Genomic DNA, 16,190 nt, shown 5'->3' on the forward strand with positions numbered 1-16,190 from the left:
GATGGATAAGACATACACTACTATTAGCGGGCAAACCTGGGACCAGATCGCCTATGAAGTCTATGGCAATGAACATTATTGCGATAAGCTTATGGATGCCAATCGGGATAAACTTCAATATTTTGTATTTCCGGATGGGATCGTACTTAAACTTCCAAGCATTGAAAGCATGGTACAGACATCCGTTTCAAGCGACTATCCTACATGGAGGGCGATGTTAAATGGATAAAGCAAGACATGCAAGTTGTGAAGTATTATACGATGGGAAAGAAATAGGCTTATCCGATAAATTGGAAAGCTTAAGCTATACTGACAATTCTTCCGGAGTATCAGATGAAATTATCCTTACTTTCAGCGGAAGGGATGCTGACTGGCTTAAAGATGACTTTTATCCGGAAAAGGGACATGATCTTGATGTTACAATCTGGCTACATAATTGGAAGAACAATGGTGATTTATTGAAATATCATTGTGGAAACTTCCTACTCGATGATCTAACATATTCAGGAAGTCCACGCCAGTGCGTGATAAAGGGAGTATCTGTACCAGCAGCACAATCTTTCCAGGTTGATCCCATATCAAAGACTTGGAAAAAGGTCACTCTTAAGCAAATAGCGCAGGAAATGATGAGTAAATACGGCATGAGCGATTTGTATTACTGGGGATCTGAGCCGGTGATTGATTCAATAGAGCAGAACGCACAGACTGACAGTGCCTTTTTATATGATATATGCCAGAAGCAGGGCATGTTTCTTAAAATATATAAAAAGGCACTGGTTATATTTGATAAAGCTTTATATGAACCCAGGGGAATTACAGCATACTTCACAGAATCTGATTTTGATGGAAATTGGGAATGGAATAGCACCCTGCATGGAACTTACACAGGTGCTACCATATCATACACAATTCCAAGGCCTACAAAGGGGTATAAAAAAGGAGACAAGGCACAAGTAATCGACATTACAGTGGGGCAAGGACAAAGGATTCTTCATATCAATGAAAAGGCAGAAAATGAGGGTGAAGCGCAGAGGATTGCAAAGGCAAAGGTAAATGAGGAAAATGAAAAAGCAGTTACCTTTGCCTTTGCTGCCATGGGGGATCCTAATGTGGTGGCCACATGCAATATTGAAATATACGGCATGGGCCGATGTAATGGAAAGTATTTTGTGAATAAGGTTATACACCAGGTATCAGGCGGAAACGGATACTCCATGAACGTATCAGCCTACCGCATTTTTGATCGGCTATAGGGAGGAAAGACATGACAGACAGTGGAATCAGAGTGGGATATATAAGTACATACAATGCAGAAGATGGTACAGCATCAATATACTATCCGGACCGATCTCATGATGTGACAGCAGAACTTCCAATATTTTCACCATGCGGTCTGTTACAGGTATTAAAAAAAGGGGATCAGGTCCTGGTACTTCATTTGCCGACCGGATCCGCAGCGGGATTCATCATGGGGGAATGTCTATCGGATGGTGATGCCCCGAAGGCAAGTATCTATGTAAATAATGACAGCCTTACCCTAAAGGATCCGGATGGAGTTATTACATTGAGACAAGTTATAGATTTGATGAGAAAAGTAGATTTATTGCAGAACAAGGTAAACGAACTGGAATCAAAAGTGGAGGCATTGGGGTAAAAACTGAAAAAAGAAAGTTATCCACAAAAATGCCAGGAAAACGGCGAAAAAGCGCTGGCGCAACTAAATAAGGCAAAAAGGAGGAAAAATGGCAACGATAGGAAATTGGGGAAGCGTCATTAAATTCCAGACAAGTGACAAAAGGATCCTTACCATTGATAAATTAAAATATAACTTTTCTGCCAGGATCAGCAAGCATAATATGATAAACGGTTGGCCAATTGTAGAGTTTGTAGGTCCGGATCTACAAACCACTACATTTACAGTAGAATTAAATGCCATGCTGGGTGTAAGACCTAAAGTAATTGAAGATAAACTATGGTATAGCCTTGCTGAAGGGGTGGTAGCACCTTTGGTAATCGGGGGAAGGAATGTATGCAGCAGGGCCATGCTAACAAGTATAGGCAGTGCTTACAATATTATTTTAAAAAAAGGTGAAATCATGTCAATGACAATTGATCTGACAATGATAGCATCGTATCGATAAAGGAGGGAGGAGCCGTGCAATTAAACTTAATAGGCAATGATGATATATCAGAGATGGAAGATATATCAAGATGTATCAACAACATTTTAAGTATTCCATCCGGTTCAATCCCACTTGCCAGAGGACTTGGAACAAGTTGGACGAACATTTCTAAGATTCCACCAGACCTGGAAAACGATATTGCTACAGAAATCATAGAAAAAGTAGAAAAATATGAGCCTAGGATTTCAGTTGCGGAAGTTACTCTGGAATATGATGAAAGCGGAACGGTGAACGCAAATATCGTCCTGCGGAAAGGGGATAGATATGGGCAATTTAAACGTGATAGATGAATATCCGGATATTAGTTTCATTGACAGTTACACAATATCAAGATTGGAAAATGATATGATTTCTTGGTTCAAGGAAAAAAAGAAGGAGCTGACGGGAGAAGAGGTTGTACTTGCGCCTGCAGATGACCGGAGAATTATTCTACAAACAGCGGCTTATTTCATTTTTCAAGGATATATGTTCTCCGATGATGCAGGAAAAATGGGGTTACTAAAGTATAGCCGAGGGGAGTTCCTGGAGAACCTTGGAGCATTAAAACATATCTACAGAAAAAAAGCAACCGGGGCCACAACAACTATCAGATTTACGGTTAAAGAAGCTAGAGGTACAACAACTGGAATACCAAAAGGAATTAGAGTGACCGCTGGAGATGGTGTGTATTTTACAACCAATGAATATTGTGAGATTTTGGCAGGGGAAACTTTCGTAGATATAGGAGCAACGTGTAATGCCTTGGGGAGCGCCGGAAACAATTACGATATCGGGGATCTGGCAATTATTGTGGATTCGGTACCATTTGTGGATTCGGCAAGAAACATTACGAAGCCTGAAAATGGAGCTGATGTTGAAAGTGATGATTCTCTGCGTGAAAGAATCTATATTGCTCCGGCATCTTATTCCGCGGCTGGAACAGAAGCGGCTTATGAATATCATATACGGGAATTTAATTCAAATATTTCAGATATAAAAGTCACAAGTCCAGAACCATGTGTGGTTAGGATAAGATATTTATTAGAAGAAGGAGCGATCCCAGGTATTGAATCAATAAATGAACTAAAGGAATATCTTGAGGAACCAACAATTAAGCCATTGACAGATCTGATTGAGGTAATGGCACCACAATTAGTCCATTATGACTTAATTGCAAAATATTATATCAATCAGAGTGATAAAAACCGTGCTGAATCTATACAGCAAAAGGTTTCAAACATCATAAATGAGTATATCATATGGCAAAGGTCAAAGATGGGAAGGGATATTAATCCAAACGAACTAACCAAGAGAGTCCTGGCAGCAGGAGCAAAAAGAATAGAGATTGAAACACCAGAATTTGGGTTGGTGGACATCGAATCCGTGGCTTATCTTGGAACTTCAAGCGTAACATATGGAGGACTGGAAGATGATTAAATTATCAGATGCAGAATTAATCTCATTATTGCCTCCATTTTTTAAAGAAAATGTTGATATACAGGCGTTGAGCTATGCAATAAAAAAAGGAATGGAAAAAATGCTTGCTTATGCAGGATTATCATCGCTATGTGCCAATATTGACGGATTACCTGATAATATAGTAGATCTTCTGGCATTGGAGTTTAAAAGTCAATATTATGACGAATCAATGGATATTGATGTTAAGAGGGATATCGTAAAAAACTCTATTGCATGGTATGCAAAAGGGGGTACGGTATCAGCTGTAGATGAGATGGTACAAACCATATTTGGTGAAGGTGAAGTGGTGGAATGGTATGAATATAACGGGGAGCCAGGTACATTTTATATAAAAACTAACACAGAATTATCTCCGGACATAATAAAGAGCTTTAACGAAATCGTTGACAAGGTAAAAAATATAAGATCACACCTTACTAATGTAAAAATTAGTCGTGAGATTAAAAATACGTGTTATGCAGCTGTTTTTAATTGCCGCATACCACACATTATTGTGAAGTAAGGGAGGAAAGCAATGTTTAATAAAGCTGTCATTACTGCAAAGGGTCTGGCACTTGATGCGAAAATAATAGCTGGAAAAACCAATGCGGTATTTACTACGATCAGACTTGGTGATGGTACATATAACGGGTCCGAGGATTTGATCGCTGCCACGGCTATGAAATCCGTAAAACAGACATTTGGCATAAGCAGTATTTCAATAACAGAAAGTAATACAGTAAGATTACGATCGGTTATTGACAATGTAGGGATTGAAGAAGGCTATTACATAAGTGAGGTCGGGGTTTATGCACAAGATCCTAATGACGGAGAGATTTTGTATAGTATAGCTCTTGGCGTAAAGAACAAAATGGATTATCAGCCATCTGAAATTGAGCTGGAAGGTGCAACAAGCACATTTGACACTTATACAGTGATATCAAATACGGAGTCGGCAACAATCAGAATGGGGACCGGTGCAATGGCATCCGCAGAGGATGTGGAAGAATTGCGAAAGGAAAAGGTGGATGCCACTGGTGGAGATATTTCAGAAACAGTAATTGAAAACTTAGAACCTATTGATACGATGTTTCCTATTCCAAATGCAGGGGAGAAAACAAAGGTTTTCTTTGGGAAGCTTCAAAAAAGCTTAATGGATTTAGTGGCAAAAAAGTCATATATATTTGTGATGGAAGAAGATATACCTGTAGAGGATCGTGAGAAGAATACATGGTATTTAATGGTGACAGATAAACAGACAGTCGGAACTGGTGACAACATTAAGATAAGCTCAACTATGGGATTAAATATTATATCAAAGAACAGTGAGGGTGTATAAATGGCTGATGTATATAAAGTAAGAGTGCAGGTATACGATGAAACGACAGGGCAATTGTTAGGTGATGCTGATGTGCAGACAACAGCAGATTTAGTGTATTTTTCTGATGGAGAAACGTTTCAACAAAAACTAACAGTGGGAAAGCTTACAGGTCCAGCCGGGAAAGATGGAGCCACGGGGGCAACTGGTGCCAAAGGAAGCGATGGTCAGCGTGGCAGTCAGTGGTATAACGGTACCGGGATAACTGGAACAAACACAACCGATACAGTATTTAGCGGATCAGGTGTCACGACTGCACTTGTGGGAGACTATTATCAGAATACCGGGACAGGAGCAGATCGGGGACGTATGTATCGCTGTACTATTGCGGGTAATGCTTCAACTGCTAAATGGGTGTATGCAGGGAGTATTTTAGGGGCGACAGGGGGTACAGGTCTAGCCGGAAAAGACGGAAAAGATGGAGATAGTATAAAAGTTGGAACGTCTTATGAAACAGGAGAATCTCGTAAGCTATTTTTTAAGCTTTTGAGTTAGGAGGATTCATATGAGTGAAAAACTAAAAGTTGAACTCCAAGATAGTCAGGGTAATGTTTATTATACGCATACGTCAGCAGATGTGGTTTTTTTGGAAGATGGAACATCAGTAAAGGCAAAACTTGAAAACTTGGTGGACAAATCAGAAGGCGATATTTCAGAAACCATTGTAAATACCGTGGAAACCATTGATACAAAGTTTCCTGTTCCGGCTGCGGGAGATACTATTAAGCGGTTCTTGGGTAAAGTAAAGAAATTTATTGAGGATTTTAATGGCAGTACTCTTAAAGCCGATGTTACATATTATATTAATAGTTCAACAGGGTCGGATGACAATACGGGTACTTCATCGCAGATGGCATTTAAAAGTATTGATAAGGCACTTAGTTTAATCCCTAAAAATTTGAATGGATATACGGTTCAGTTGTGGATTGGTGCGTCTGATTCAGATTTATTTCTATCTGGATATTATAATGGAAATATTAAAGTAGGTGCAAACGGAGATATTGCACAGCGTGGGGTTAAGTCTGCATATATCAGTTCGTGTGATGCACATATAGAAATAAATTCGTTTAGTATATCAGGGATTGGAATATTTACTGATGGTACCAAGTATGCACTAAAGATAAGTAAATGCAAAAGCGTACAAGTTCTCAGTACAAACATAGTTGGTACAACAGATATAAATAATGGATATGTGACAGGTATCAGTTGTGATACTAGTGCATCAATACAAATCATTAATGGTTCAGTATCAAATAAATATAGAGCAATATATTTCAAAAGGTGTGGGAATTGCTACGTTAGGTGCGGTGGTACTAGTAACCACTTTGGTATTACTAGTGAAGAAACAACCGTTAACGTTGATCAGATTACATATCCTTCATCTTTAGTTCCATTTAGCTCGAAAGGTACTGGTGCAATATTATTCAGTACTGGTGCAGATAAATTAGTTGATGATATCTTATATTATGTCACTGCTGGTAATGGTGTAGAATCTGGTGATGGTACATGGAGTAACCCATTTACTACAATATCAATGGCTCTAAAGGCAATACCAAAGAATCTCGGTGGATGTAATGCCAAAATTATTATAAATAATGGAACATATCCAGAGGAAGTAACAATCCAAGGGTTTTACAATGGTAACTTAATAATTACAAGTACTACACCAGATATAATATCTTCTAACGTAAACGTGGATAGGATAACTATAAATGGTTGCCTAGCGAAAGTATCAGTATTGGGCATTAAAGTCACAAACAGTTCAAGCACTATAGCAGTAAATGTCTCTAACAGTAACAGCGTATATTTGCATTACCTACAGATCGATGCTTCTGTGACTAGCCAAACTGGTATATACGCTGCTGTAACAAATCAGATAAGAATATACTATTGTGACATTTCCCAGAAGAACAAAGCAATGGATTTTGTAGATTCAGACGGTTATATTTGGGCATGTACAGGATCGAACAATACTATTGGAGTTGTAGCATCAGGTACTTCTAACGTACACATAATTGGTACCATTCCCGGTGCAACTACCCCAAGGCAGACTTTTAACGGTGGAGTATTTATCGGACAGAACGGTACACAGATTTCGAACGTAATTACATCTGGATTATCATGTACATGGGGTACAATCCAGAATGGATATATCAGGAATGGTAACCTGACTGGTATTGCAATGGTGACGATACAGATCGGTGTGGTAATAAATACAAATCTGAGTGCTGGTGTTGAATATACAGTATCTGGATTCCCCGGGGCTTATGGTGGTAATGCTGCACTGTCCGTTTCTCCACAAACCATAGTCGATACCTGTTTTATAGATGCGTCTGGTGTTATACATGTCAAATTCAATAAAGCGCTATCGATGCCATATGGGATATTATTCACACATACATACTTAACAACATCATAAAGGAGGAAATATTATGAAACATGAGAGTATTAAAGTTGGTGATATGGTTCTGGAGATTGCTAAGGGTAGTTGTGGATTAGATCGTGTAGGAGATACAGCTACCGTTGCTATTGTAATAGGCTCAAATACGATTGACGATATTCACAAGATTTTGACTTCTAGCAATGTCATTACTAAGTATGATATTGATGGCAAGGAAGAATGGAAGAAGGACAACCTAGTCTACACTGGTCGGATATTCATGCGGTCTGACTTCCCGATCGGTATCGAGTATACACAGATCGGGACAGAAGATGGTGCGCCCACATACGGCAATGTAGAGGTCATGGGTCAGGTATTCATAGCTGAGTACAGGACACCAACAATCCAAGACGAGGTGAAAGAACTGCAGGAACAAAATAAGGTGCTTAATGCTCAGGTAGTTTATCTGTCCATGATGTCCGGTATTGAAATGGAGGTAGGTCATGAATAAATTTGAAACAGTAAAAAAATTTTACAATGCAAAATTGTGGTCCATTGGAATGGTATGGAATGCTGTAGGCCGCTGGATTACCGAAAAAGAATACCTGGATATCACCGGGAAAGAGTATGGGAAAGAGTGAGGAATATGAGAATGAAAAAAGAAGCGCTTTGTACAGTGGCAGGAGCAGTGGGAAGCTTCATAACGTCATTATTTGGGGGCTGGGATACCGGGATCGGTACTCTGGTCCTTTTTATGGTCATTGATTTTCTTTCCGGATTGGCAGTGGCCGGAATCTTCAAGAGGAGTACCAAAACAGAAACCGGTGCATTGGAATCTAAAGCGGGCTTTAAAGGATTGTGCCGCAAATGCATGACCCTTCTATTTGTCCTTATCGCCTACCGTCTGGATCTGGCCATAGGGACTAATTACATACGGGACATGGTGATTATTGGATTCATGGCAAATGAACTGATCTCTATCGTGGAGAATGCCGGACTCATGGGTCTGCCGCTTCCGGCAGTTCTGATCAAAGCCATTGACGTGCTTAAGAAGAAAGCAGAAGTAACAGAATAACATTTAACTTTTGGGCCTAGGATTATCCTGGGCCTTTTTCAATTGGAGGTACATATGGGATCATTAAAAGGATTAATCAGCAGAGGGGTAGAAGAAGAAGGATATATTGAAAAGGAAACCAACGCTCAGTTGGATTCTAAGACAGCTAATAAGGGCAGCAACAACTACACAAAATACTCACGAGATGTTAATGCCTGGGGGCTGATGGGGTGTCAGGGACAACCCTGGTGTTGCACAATGCAATTTGCTTTAGAAAGCTATGAGTACGGCAAAGATGTTGCCCTGCTGCACTGGAATATGACTCACAGCACCTATGTAGGGTATAACTGTTTTTCCACCTACAACGCCTTTAAGAAGGCTGGTAAAGTAGGCATGACTCCCCAACTTGGAGCTGTGGTTATATTTGATTTTTCCCATGCCGGAAGAGTAATCCGAATATACTCTCAAAATGGACAGAAGTGGTGGGATTGTCTAGAGGGTAATACATCATCGAATCTATCAGATCGTAATGGTGGACAGGTTAAGATCAAGACAAGGCCGTGGAATGACGCTACTGTAAAAGGGTTTTGTTATATCGACTATGTTGAAGATGATAAACCGGGCTGGATAAAAGATCAGAAAGGCTACTGGTATCGCAGAGAAAATGGCAGTTACCCTGCTGATAAGTGGTGTATTATCAATCATCATTACTACCTATTCAACAGAGTTGGATATATGGTCACTGGTTGGCATCGCTGGGACGGGAAAATCTGTGATCCAGATGATGGATCAGGAGAATGGTATTTCCTTGACAGCACGAAAGATGGACCTCTGGAAGGTGCCTGCTGGCATACCAAAGATAACGGCGCTCAAGAGATATGGACTATTAACAAGAATGATGACATTTAAACTCTCTCCAGATCAGGATGGTGCGCTGCAGTTTCCGGGGCTGGCGGGGTAATGTATAGGCGGTAACCGGTATTCCGGGCCTTTTTGTGTGCGTATGCGAAAAACGTCAAAAAAAACTTAAACCCAATAGGACAATGTTAAGGTGTGGTAATTCAGGGTCTTTAGTGCTTCCAGTTAATACTAGAGCCGGTGCAAGATTTACTCTCACTACAGTTAGCGTTAATGTTAAGGGTTTTAAAAAACCTTGTATTAAACTTGAATTTACAAGCGACATTGCAACTAGAGTGGCGGCTCTCACACTTGATTTTCAGATATTCAAGCAGTGTAAAGGTATGGCGACTCCTATTCCTATCGGACCTGTTTGGACTTTTTCACGGCTATCAACCATTACTGATAGTAACACATTTTCATTCTTTATTTGTGACTGTGATATCTGTGATGACGAATGCTGCACATACAGCGTTGTTACAAGGGTAGCAAGTACTGTAACAGTAGGCGTTACTTCTGTTAATCATGCATCACTTTCCGCGTTTATTGTAGATAATGACTGCAATGCCTGTAAATAGTAGGAAATATTAAATACAAATAAATGATTAAATACAAAAAATGTTTAAAAATGTGAATTAGTAGAAAAGTACGGAATATGACGTGCTTATGGTATGGGTATTCGGGAATTAAGAGAATTTAAGATATAGAGTAAAGTATAGGCGGGTATCCAATATTCGGGCCCGCCCTTTATTTTTATTAATTACCATAACCCATCTGTTGTCCATTCAAGATCAGAACGGGTGTTGCAGTGTCCGCGGAGTGATCATTGAATACAAAGGGTCATTATTAAAAGTATTACATATAATATATTGTGAAGTCAATAATTTATTACTCCTAATTAGTGGGCTCCGGTTCTTTGACCTGGGGTCCACTTTCTATATAAGCCATTCTCGAAATTCACACCTTGTCTACCTGTCCCATATAATATTATGAATACGGAATGAAAGGAGTGAAAGTAAATGAGTAGTGATACTTTTAAATGTAGATGTGAATGTTTTGAAAAGCGCGAACCAAAACGCGAATGCGAATGCGAAAAGAAGCGCGAATGCGAAAAGAAGCGTGAATGCGAATGCGAAAAGAAGCGTGAATGCGAATGCGAAAAGAAGCGTGAATGCGAATGCGAAAAGAAACGTAAATGCGAATGCAAACCTAAATGCGAATGCAAAATCAAATGGGAATGCAAACCCAAGTGCGAATGTGAATGCAAACACGAATGTGACAAACGTGAAAAGTATGATGAGTATGAAGATTACGAAGAATATGACGAGTATGAAAGATAGTTAATGATAAGAGCGGGCTTCGGTATTCCGGGCCCGCCTTTAAAAAGTTCTTTGCAAAATGTCTGCATGGATATTTAAAACTTCTGAATGTAATATTGAGTATTAATAATAAGCCACATTTGGGTATCGAATCTCATAACAGTCCAAATAGATAAACCTTGAAGATTATATTCCTCTACAAGTCTAGCCCTTGCATCAAAGCTTCTTGCATCTTTAAACCATACTACATGCAGAATCCCATCGATATCCATATAGTAGAAGTAAGATGACTGTGCTGCTTCATTAAATTGTATTGGTATATCGTTTTCCGATGCAATTTCCACTGCTCTATTATTAGATATTATAACAGCTTCTGTGGCACCTGGAACATATGGAAGTGTCCAATCATAACCTAGAACGGTGACTCCTAGAAAAATTTTTTCGGAGGGAATAATATTAACCACATAATCTAACAATTCTCGTAAAATATTAACCGGAAATATTGCGCTTGGATAGCTATAAGACCTTGCCCAGTCATAAGAAGAAAATATAATTCCATCTGCAAATTCAGATAATTTTGAATAGTCTAATCTTTCAAAATTGACGCCTGGTATATCTACATTCGTTGCCGGTGTAATGGTAACCAGCACCTTATAACCTTCTGAATGAAATATTGCAGAGGCTCTTTTCAAATATGCTGCAATGCTGTCTATGTTGCCATTGGTTACGTTTTCGGCATATATATTTATACCATAAAAACCTTTCGTTCTTAATATGTAAAGAGCGTTATCAATAAAGCGATCCTGCACAGTAGGGTTATTTATAATATTATAGGTTACTTCACGTCTAATGATTCCCTCTTCAGTCATAGTGGAAATAAACATCATGGGCGCAGCACCATATGTTTTAGCTAACTGGATAATTTCAGTATCATCAGAACTGGAGATAATTTCGCCTTCACTTGTAGTCCTATAATTAAAAATAGTCAGATAAGTTAAATAAGGGAGCGTCTTTGTTAAAATAAATCTATCTATATAAGGAAATGTATAACCAATAGTACCAACTGATCTTGTTTTATTCGTCTGATAACTAATAACAATCGTTTCACCAGCGTACAAATATTCTCTATCGGAAAGATAGGGGTTATTTCTTAATAGTTCCATTGGCGTAGTACCATGCTGCTCCGCAATACTCTCTAAGGTATCACCGACCTGGACGGTATAAAGTGTTTCAGGTTGAACAATTACAATAGTCTGGCCTACTGCTAAATCGTTAGGATTTGTAATTCCGTTCTCCAATATTAATCTGTCAACAGGGATTTCGTAATACTCTGATATTGAATAGATGGTTTCACCGGGCTGGACAACATGTATGACCATGGCTTCCCTCAAATGATCTTATTAATTCTATTATATGCTAATCCTACCTGTTTATAACATCATAGTATGCGGGTATCCGATATTCTGTCGTTCTTTGCAATCTCCTGCGGTAATGATTGCAACTCAACTTTTACTCCATAAAACTAAAGAATTTCCCCAGTAAATTTACCGGGGAAACCTCAAACACCATCAATAGGCGGTAACTCGATTAATCTTTAAATACAATTGTATAATAAAGAATTATTTGTTTATTACCACAAGGGCATGTACAGCCTAAAAAAACTGTATCCTCTTGATTAAAACAAAAACCAAAAATGTGACCAAAAAGGTTGATTAAGAATAAGAAAAAATTCAATTCTCTCTCTAACTCTCTTGTGCTGCAGTAAGTGAAAACTTGAGCATACCAATTTTTACATGGCCTATGATCACCACGTCTAGGAATGTCCCAATCAATATTAAATTTTTTTCTCAGCATTTCCCTTTTTTCGTCATCTGATTTTTCTTCTATAGAATCTAATACTTCTTGTTTTAATTCTTCTAATTCATTTTCCTGTATTTTCATAACAATATTGCGCCCCCTTAAATATTTACTTACAATATAATAATATTCAATATAATTATTTTTGACACAAGCCCTGATCCATGGCCTTTGTATTGCGGGGAAGTGTGGGGACTATGAGAGGGTTTAGTTTAATGCTATAAACACACCTTGTCTATTTAGCTCATACATTATAGTACAATCTTAGCTAAGGAGGGTATAGAATATATGTGTTGCTTTAATAGACATTGTGGCTGTAATTTTGGCTGTGGGTTTAATAGATGTTTTGGCTGTGGGTTTAATAGATGTTTTGGATGCGGGTTTAATAGATGTTGTAATTTCGGCTGCGGCTGTAATTTTGATAACGACTGCCATAATGATTGCGACAGAGATCGTTGCGACAGAGATCGTTGCGACAGAGATCGTTGTGACAGAGATCGTTGCGACAGAGATCGTTGTGACAGAGATCGTTGCGACAAAGATCGTTGCGACAGAGATCGTTGCGACAGAGATCGTTGCGACAAAGATCATAAGCGGCAGTCACACGTTCATGAAGTTCAAGGCAGTGTACAGATAGCAGAACGCGAAGAAGATCCCCATAATCATCGTTTTGCTACGGTTTCAGGTGAAGCAATTCCTGCAGGTAAGAACCACTTTCATGAAGTAAAATTTAGAACAGATTTTTATGAAAATCATTTTCATGAATTTCGTGGCAAAACATCGCTTGCAATTCCTGTTGGTGGGGGCAGACATGTTCATTTTCTGGAATCAGTAACAGAAGTGAGCGATGGTCACGTTCATGACTTTAGAGTAGCCACCTTGATTAATGATCCTATCGGTGAAGAAGATAAGTCCACCACATCTCAGGATAGTTTGAGAAATAAATTATATATGTAAGTGTTGTTAATATTAAATGGCGAGTATCTGGTTTTCCGGGCTCGCTTTTTGCTTTTTATTAATCAAATCACCATGCCCCATCTATTGTCTATAATATAGAAAATCAGCTTGAATCCATATCGTATTCCGCCAATCACAGCCTCACATCTATATTCAGTTGCACGGTTTCCATCATAGCATTTATCATCAGTACTTTTAATGCATAGATTTGTTATGGTCTGTAAAATTCCGTCCTCGCCCTCAAACTTAAAAAGCAGCGGTCGGGGCGGGCAGCCAGGGGAATACCAGGCCATGCAAGCAATGGGGTACATCGTGCCCCTTATTATTCCACTATCAATTCTTTTTACATTGGTCCCGATTCCGAAAACTCCCATATAGATACCTACCTATTATAATACTGTTCGTACCATCGTGGTTTTCTTTTGTATTCATTTCTATCTTCATTGTTCCCAGCTGATTCCTTAAAAAAGCCACATGCATTATTATTGATAATACAATTTGCCGTATCTACATTATAGTTAGGGCATTTATTTATATCTGGCGCAAGATCACAACTTCCAAACATCTGACATCACCTCCCGATATAAGTATACAAACATATGTTCTATAAGTCAAAAGGTAAATTATGGAAAAATATTCCAGAAGATCCAAAGACAATACATGGTAATATCAATAAAAAAGGTAGATACAAAATGTTACCGATATATGTGTGAAGATGATAAATGGCAACTGGAGAGACTTAGGAGAATCATATCAGATATAATACAAACGGTAGGTTTGAGTGAATCTATGGAAATTGTATGTGCATCTACAAATCCGCTGGATATTATAGATTATTTGTACAGGAACCCAAAGCAATCACTGTATTTTTTAGATATAGACCTAGGGCAATATATGAATGGTTTAGACTTAGGGGTAAAAATTAGAGAAATAGATCCAAGAGGATATATTGTTATAGTAACAGTGCATTCAGAAATGGCAATCCTTACAATCAGGCGAAAGATTGAAGCAATGGATTTTATAGAAAAGGATGAGCCACTAAGTATACCTGTGAGAGTTAGAGACTGTATGATACATGCGCTTGAATTATTTTGTACCATGCCTGAAAGTCAAATATCAAAGAAGATAAGCTTTATAAGCAATCAGGCACCAATGGCTAAAAATTTATATGAAATATATTTTATAGAAGCAATACCATTATAACTGGGGAAAGTAAGAATACACGAAAAGGATAAATATATAGAAGCATCGTTGACGCTTCATAAAATACAGGAAGATCTTGACAAAACATTTTATCAGTGCCATAAATCATATATAGTCAATTTGAATCACATAAAGGAAATAGATCATAGAAGATGTATTGCCATAATGGCGAATGGTCGAGAAGTAAAGATTGCAATAAGGCAGCTGAAAAATTTAGAAAAGTATTACATAGAATTTCTTTCAAATAGGTAGATAAAAAAGTTTATACGTTCTTGCTATACGGGCATCCAGTTAGGGCATTGGACCCTGTTGCCGTCACAGTACTGGGTAAGAATGGGCTGCCTGATGCCGGGGCGGGATAAGTAACTATTAAAGATTTCATCGACGACCTGGGAAATGCTTTCATAAATGTTTCGTCCATAGATCCATTTATGGTCAAAGGCTGTGGAAGATGTAATGGTGAAATCATATCCCTTGTTTCTATACCATTCTGTATAAACCCGGTTTAAAGTAAAGCTCATGATTGCAAGAACATTGGCGGTTATAGTGGCCTTGGGCCATGTGGCGTAAATTTCGCTGGAAGCCACGTTTTTAATATAATCAAGATATGGAACGTAATAATTGGTAGCCGTTGGATCGGTAGGGACTCCGTTGTGGACTACGATTGTCTGGGGGATTACCACGCGGCTTAAAACGATTTCTCCGGTCTCCGCCACTGTTTTTACTTCAGCTTCCGCAATTTTTGGGGGATACTCTCCATATAGGGTGTGATCCGGAATAACAATGGGAACGTCCGGAGATACTGCTTCCTGGATCGGAACCATGCGTACCGGCTGTATGGCTGTGGTGTCCGCTAAGATTTCCGTGCCGGATATGGCGACGGGCTCAAATCCCTGGGCCCGGATGTTAACGATGTATTCCGAGTAAGGTTGGGCAAGGCCAGGTGATAAGCTTAAGTCAACGGGAGGAGCAGCAAGGCTGACCTGTTCCGTCTGGCCGGAAGAATTGGTGGTAAGCTGTTCCACCGTACTTTCCGGATCTCCTTTGTAGGCAATGGAAACCTCCGCATCCCGGATTGGAAAGTTGTTTTCCTGGGAAACGACGTCTACTTGAAGATTGCCGGAAGAAATGACTTCCTGGTCGCCGGAAGCATTGGTTTCCTGAGCCACGGCAGTTATGTATTTTTTCATAGAATGCCCCTTAATGAATTGATTATTATTAAATATATTAAGGGGTAAAAGGAATAATTACAAAAGCACCCGCAGGTTAAGATAAATTTTAATCCTGCGGGAAGCTTTTAGAAAAAGGATGATTTTGTTTCTTGAAACATGGACTCCACATAGTTTCGCATTTCATCCCGGCTATCTACGTTTCTGGCTCCGTCTACGATCCTGTCTCTCTCTTTATCCGAGAGGCCGGCAAACCGGGTCAGAATATCCGAGTGCTGCGCTAACTCCATGGTAAAGCCAATGGGCAGTTCGCTGTTATCAATCATGATTTATCACCTCAGCCTTAGTCTGTGCGG

General features: G+C 39.1%; 24 protein-coding genes and 1 pseudogene. 20 read left to right on the forward strand and 5 right to left on the reverse strand.

Annotation, left to right across the window (positions count from 1 at the left end; translation table 11 throughout):
* Position 1 precedes the first annotated feature (1 nt).
* From BMW45_RS18490 to BMW45_RS18565, 16 genes are all read left to right on the forward strand, one after another.
* Positions 2 to 229 (forward strand): tail protein X, encoded by a 228-nt coding sequence (locus tag BMW45_RS18490; protein ID WP_092247444.1) that lies wholly within the window; start codon positions 2 to 4, stop codon positions 227 to 229.
* Positions 222 to 1,253, forward strand: coding sequence for a phage late control D family protein (locus BMW45_RS18495; protein ID WP_092247446.1), 1,032 nt, complete (start codon positions 222 to 224; stop codon positions 1,251 to 1,253). The genes BMW45_RS18490 and BMW45_RS18495 overlap by 8 nt, the downstream gene beginning before the upstream one ends.
* Positions 1,254 to 1,264: 11 nt before the next feature.
* Complete coding sequence (locus tag BMW45_RS18500; RefSeq protein WP_092247448.1) at positions 1,265 to 1,654, forward strand: hypothetical protein; 390 nt, start codon at positions 1,265 to 1,267, stop codon at positions 1,652 to 1,654.
* Between the two features lie 88 nt (positions 1,655 to 1,742).
* The gene (locus tag BMW45_RS18505) at positions 1,743 to 2,141 is read left to right on the forward strand and encodes a phage tail protein (RefSeq protein ID WP_092247450.1); all 399 of its coding nucleotides are present in this window, start codon (positions 1,743 to 1,745) and stop codon (positions 2,139 to 2,141) included.
* A gap of 14 nt (positions 2,142 to 2,155) precedes the next feature.
* On the forward strand, positions 2,156 to 2,473 hold the full coding sequence (locus tag BMW45_RS18510; protein WP_092247452.1) for a GPW/gp25 family protein: 318 nt from the start codon (positions 2,156 to 2,158) through the stop codon (positions 2,471 to 2,473).
* A complete protein-coding gene (locus BMW45_RS18515; RefSeq protein ID WP_092247454.1) occupies positions 2,448 to 3,599 on the forward strand; it encodes a baseplate assembly protein in 1,152 nt (383 codons plus the stop codon). The genes BMW45_RS18510 and BMW45_RS18515 overlap by 26 nt, the downstream gene beginning before the upstream one ends.
* Positions 3,592 to 4,143, forward strand: a complete 552-nt coding sequence (locus tag BMW45_RS18520) for a phage tail protein I (protein ID WP_166433422.1) — start codon at positions 3,592 to 3,594, stop codon at positions 4,141 to 4,143. Before BMW45_RS18515 ends, BMW45_RS18520 begins: the two co-directional genes overlap by 8 nt.
* 12 nt (positions 4,144 to 4,155) lie before the next feature.
* Positions 4,156 to 4,959, forward strand: coding sequence for a phage tail-collar fiber domain-containing protein (locus BMW45_RS18525; RefSeq protein WP_092247458.1), 804 nt, complete (start codon positions 4,156 to 4,158; stop codon positions 4,957 to 4,959).
* On the forward strand, positions 4,960 to 5,493 hold the full coding sequence (locus tag BMW45_RS18530) for a hypothetical protein (protein WP_092247460.1): 534 nt from the start codon (positions 4,960 to 4,962) through the stop codon (positions 5,491 to 5,493).
* Positions 5,494 to 5,503: 10 nt separating this feature from the next.
* Complete coding sequence (locus BMW45_RS18535) at positions 5,504 to 7,417, forward strand: hypothetical protein (RefSeq protein ID WP_092247462.1); 1,914 nt, start codon at positions 5,504 to 5,506, stop codon at positions 7,415 to 7,417.
* Positions 7,418 to 7,430: 13 nt separating this feature from the next.
* Entirely contained in the window at positions 7,431 to 7,889 is a 459-nt protein-coding gene (locus BMW45_RS18540) for a hypothetical protein (protein WP_092247464.1), read from the forward strand.
* Entirely contained in the window at positions 7,882 to 8,019 is a 138-nt protein-coding gene (locus BMW45_RS18545) for an XkdX family protein (protein WP_092247466.1), read from the forward strand. Before BMW45_RS18540 ends, BMW45_RS18545 begins: the two co-directional genes overlap by 8 nt.
* A gap of 11 nt (positions 8,020 to 8,030) precedes the next feature.
* Complete coding sequence (locus tag BMW45_RS18550) at positions 8,031 to 8,453, forward strand: phage holin family protein (RefSeq protein ID WP_092251121.1); 423 nt, start codon at positions 8,031 to 8,033, stop codon at positions 8,451 to 8,453.
* A gap of 54 nt (positions 8,454 to 8,507) precedes the next feature.
* Entirely contained in the window at positions 8,508 to 9,341 is an 834-nt protein-coding gene (locus tag BMW45_RS18555) for a hypothetical protein (protein WP_092247468.1), read from the forward strand.
* A 134-nt stretch (positions 9,342 to 9,475) separates the two neighbouring features.
* On the forward strand, positions 9,476 to 9,907 hold the full coding sequence (locus BMW45_RS18560; protein WP_092251122.1) for a DUF4489 domain-containing protein: 432 nt from the start codon (positions 9,476 to 9,478) through the stop codon (positions 9,905 to 9,907).
* Positions 9,908 to 10,355: 448 nt separating this feature from the next.
* Entirely contained in the window at positions 10,356 to 10,673 is a 318-nt protein-coding gene (locus BMW45_RS18565; protein ID WP_092247470.1) for a hypothetical protein, read from the forward strand.
* Positions 10,674 to 10,743: 70 nt separating this feature from the next.
* Here the strand turns inward: BMW45_RS18565 and BMW45_RS18570 are convergent, their stop codons facing one another.
* Both BMW45_RS18570 and BMW45_RS18575 read right to left on the reverse strand, forming a co-directional pair.
* On the reverse strand, positions 10,744 to 12,027 hold the full coding sequence (locus tag BMW45_RS18570) for a LysM peptidoglycan-binding domain-containing protein (protein WP_092247472.1): 1,284 nt from the start codon (positions 12,025 to 12,027) through the stop codon (positions 10,744 to 10,746).
* A gap of 208 nt (positions 12,028 to 12,235) precedes the next feature.
* Positions 12,236 to 12,589 (reverse strand): hypothetical protein, encoded by a 354-nt coding sequence (locus BMW45_RS18575; protein WP_092247474.1) that lies wholly within the window; start codon positions 12,587 to 12,589, stop codon positions 12,236 to 12,238.
* A gap of 238 nt (positions 12,590 to 12,827) precedes the next feature.
* Between BMW45_RS18575 and BMW45_RS28560 the strand changes: the two genes are divergently transcribed.
* Together BMW45_RS28560 and BMW45_RS29015 are read left to right on the forward strand one after the other, a co-directional pair.
* Positions 12,828 to 13,142: a hypothetical protein gene (locus BMW45_RS28560; RefSeq protein WP_242883330.1), complete on the forward strand. Its 315-nt coding sequence runs from the start codon at positions 12,828 to 12,830 to the stop codon at positions 13,140 to 13,142.
* Entirely contained in the window at positions 13,139 to 13,462 is a 324-nt protein-coding gene (locus BMW45_RS29015; RefSeq protein WP_242883284.1) for a YmaF family protein, read from the forward strand. Before BMW45_RS28560 ends, BMW45_RS29015 begins: the two co-directional genes overlap by 4 nt.
* A gap of 62 nt (positions 13,463 to 13,524) precedes the next feature.
* Here BMW45_RS29015 and BMW45_RS18585 read toward each other — a convergent pair whose 3' ends face one another.
* Positions 13,525 to 13,836 (reverse strand): hypothetical protein, encoded by a 312-nt coding sequence (locus BMW45_RS18585; protein WP_092247478.1) that lies wholly within the window; start codon positions 13,834 to 13,836, stop codon positions 13,525 to 13,527.
* Positions 13,837 to 14,122: 286 nt separating this feature from the next.
* Here BMW45_RS18585 and BMW45_RS18595 point away from each other — a divergent pair, with 286 nt between their 5' ends.
* On the forward strand, positions 14,123 to 14,665 hold the full coding sequence (locus BMW45_RS18595; RefSeq protein ID WP_092247482.1) for a response regulator: 543 nt from the start codon (positions 14,123 to 14,125) through the stop codon (positions 14,663 to 14,665).
* Between the two features lie 15 nt (positions 14,666 to 14,680).
* A complete protein-coding gene (locus BMW45_RS29130) occupies positions 14,681 to 14,917 on the forward strand; it encodes a LytTR family DNA-binding domain-containing protein (protein WP_416388670.1) in 237 nt (78 codons plus the stop codon).
* 32 nt (positions 14,918 to 14,949) lie between these two features.
* Here the strand turns inward: BMW45_RS29130 and BMW45_RS18605 are convergent.
* Together BMW45_RS18605 and BMW45_RS18610 are read right to left on the reverse strand one after the other, a co-directional pair.
* A pseudogene (locus BMW45_RS18605) lies at positions 14,950 to 15,855 on the reverse strand (peptidoglycan-binding protein); the annotation flags it as partial.
* Between the two features lie 107 nt (positions 15,856 to 15,962).
* The gene (locus tag BMW45_RS18610; protein ID WP_025232076.1) at positions 15,963 to 16,160 is read right to left on the reverse strand and encodes a hypothetical protein; all 198 of its coding nucleotides are present in this window, start codon (positions 16,158 to 16,160) and stop codon (positions 15,963 to 15,965) included.
* Between the last annotated feature and the right edge of the window lie 30 nt (positions 16,161 to 16,190).

Source organism: Lacrimispora sphenoides (assembly GCF_900105215.1).
Taxonomy (GTDB): domain Bacteria; phylum Bacillota; class Clostridia; order Lachnospirales; family Lachnospiraceae; genus Lacrimispora; species Lacrimispora sphenoides_A.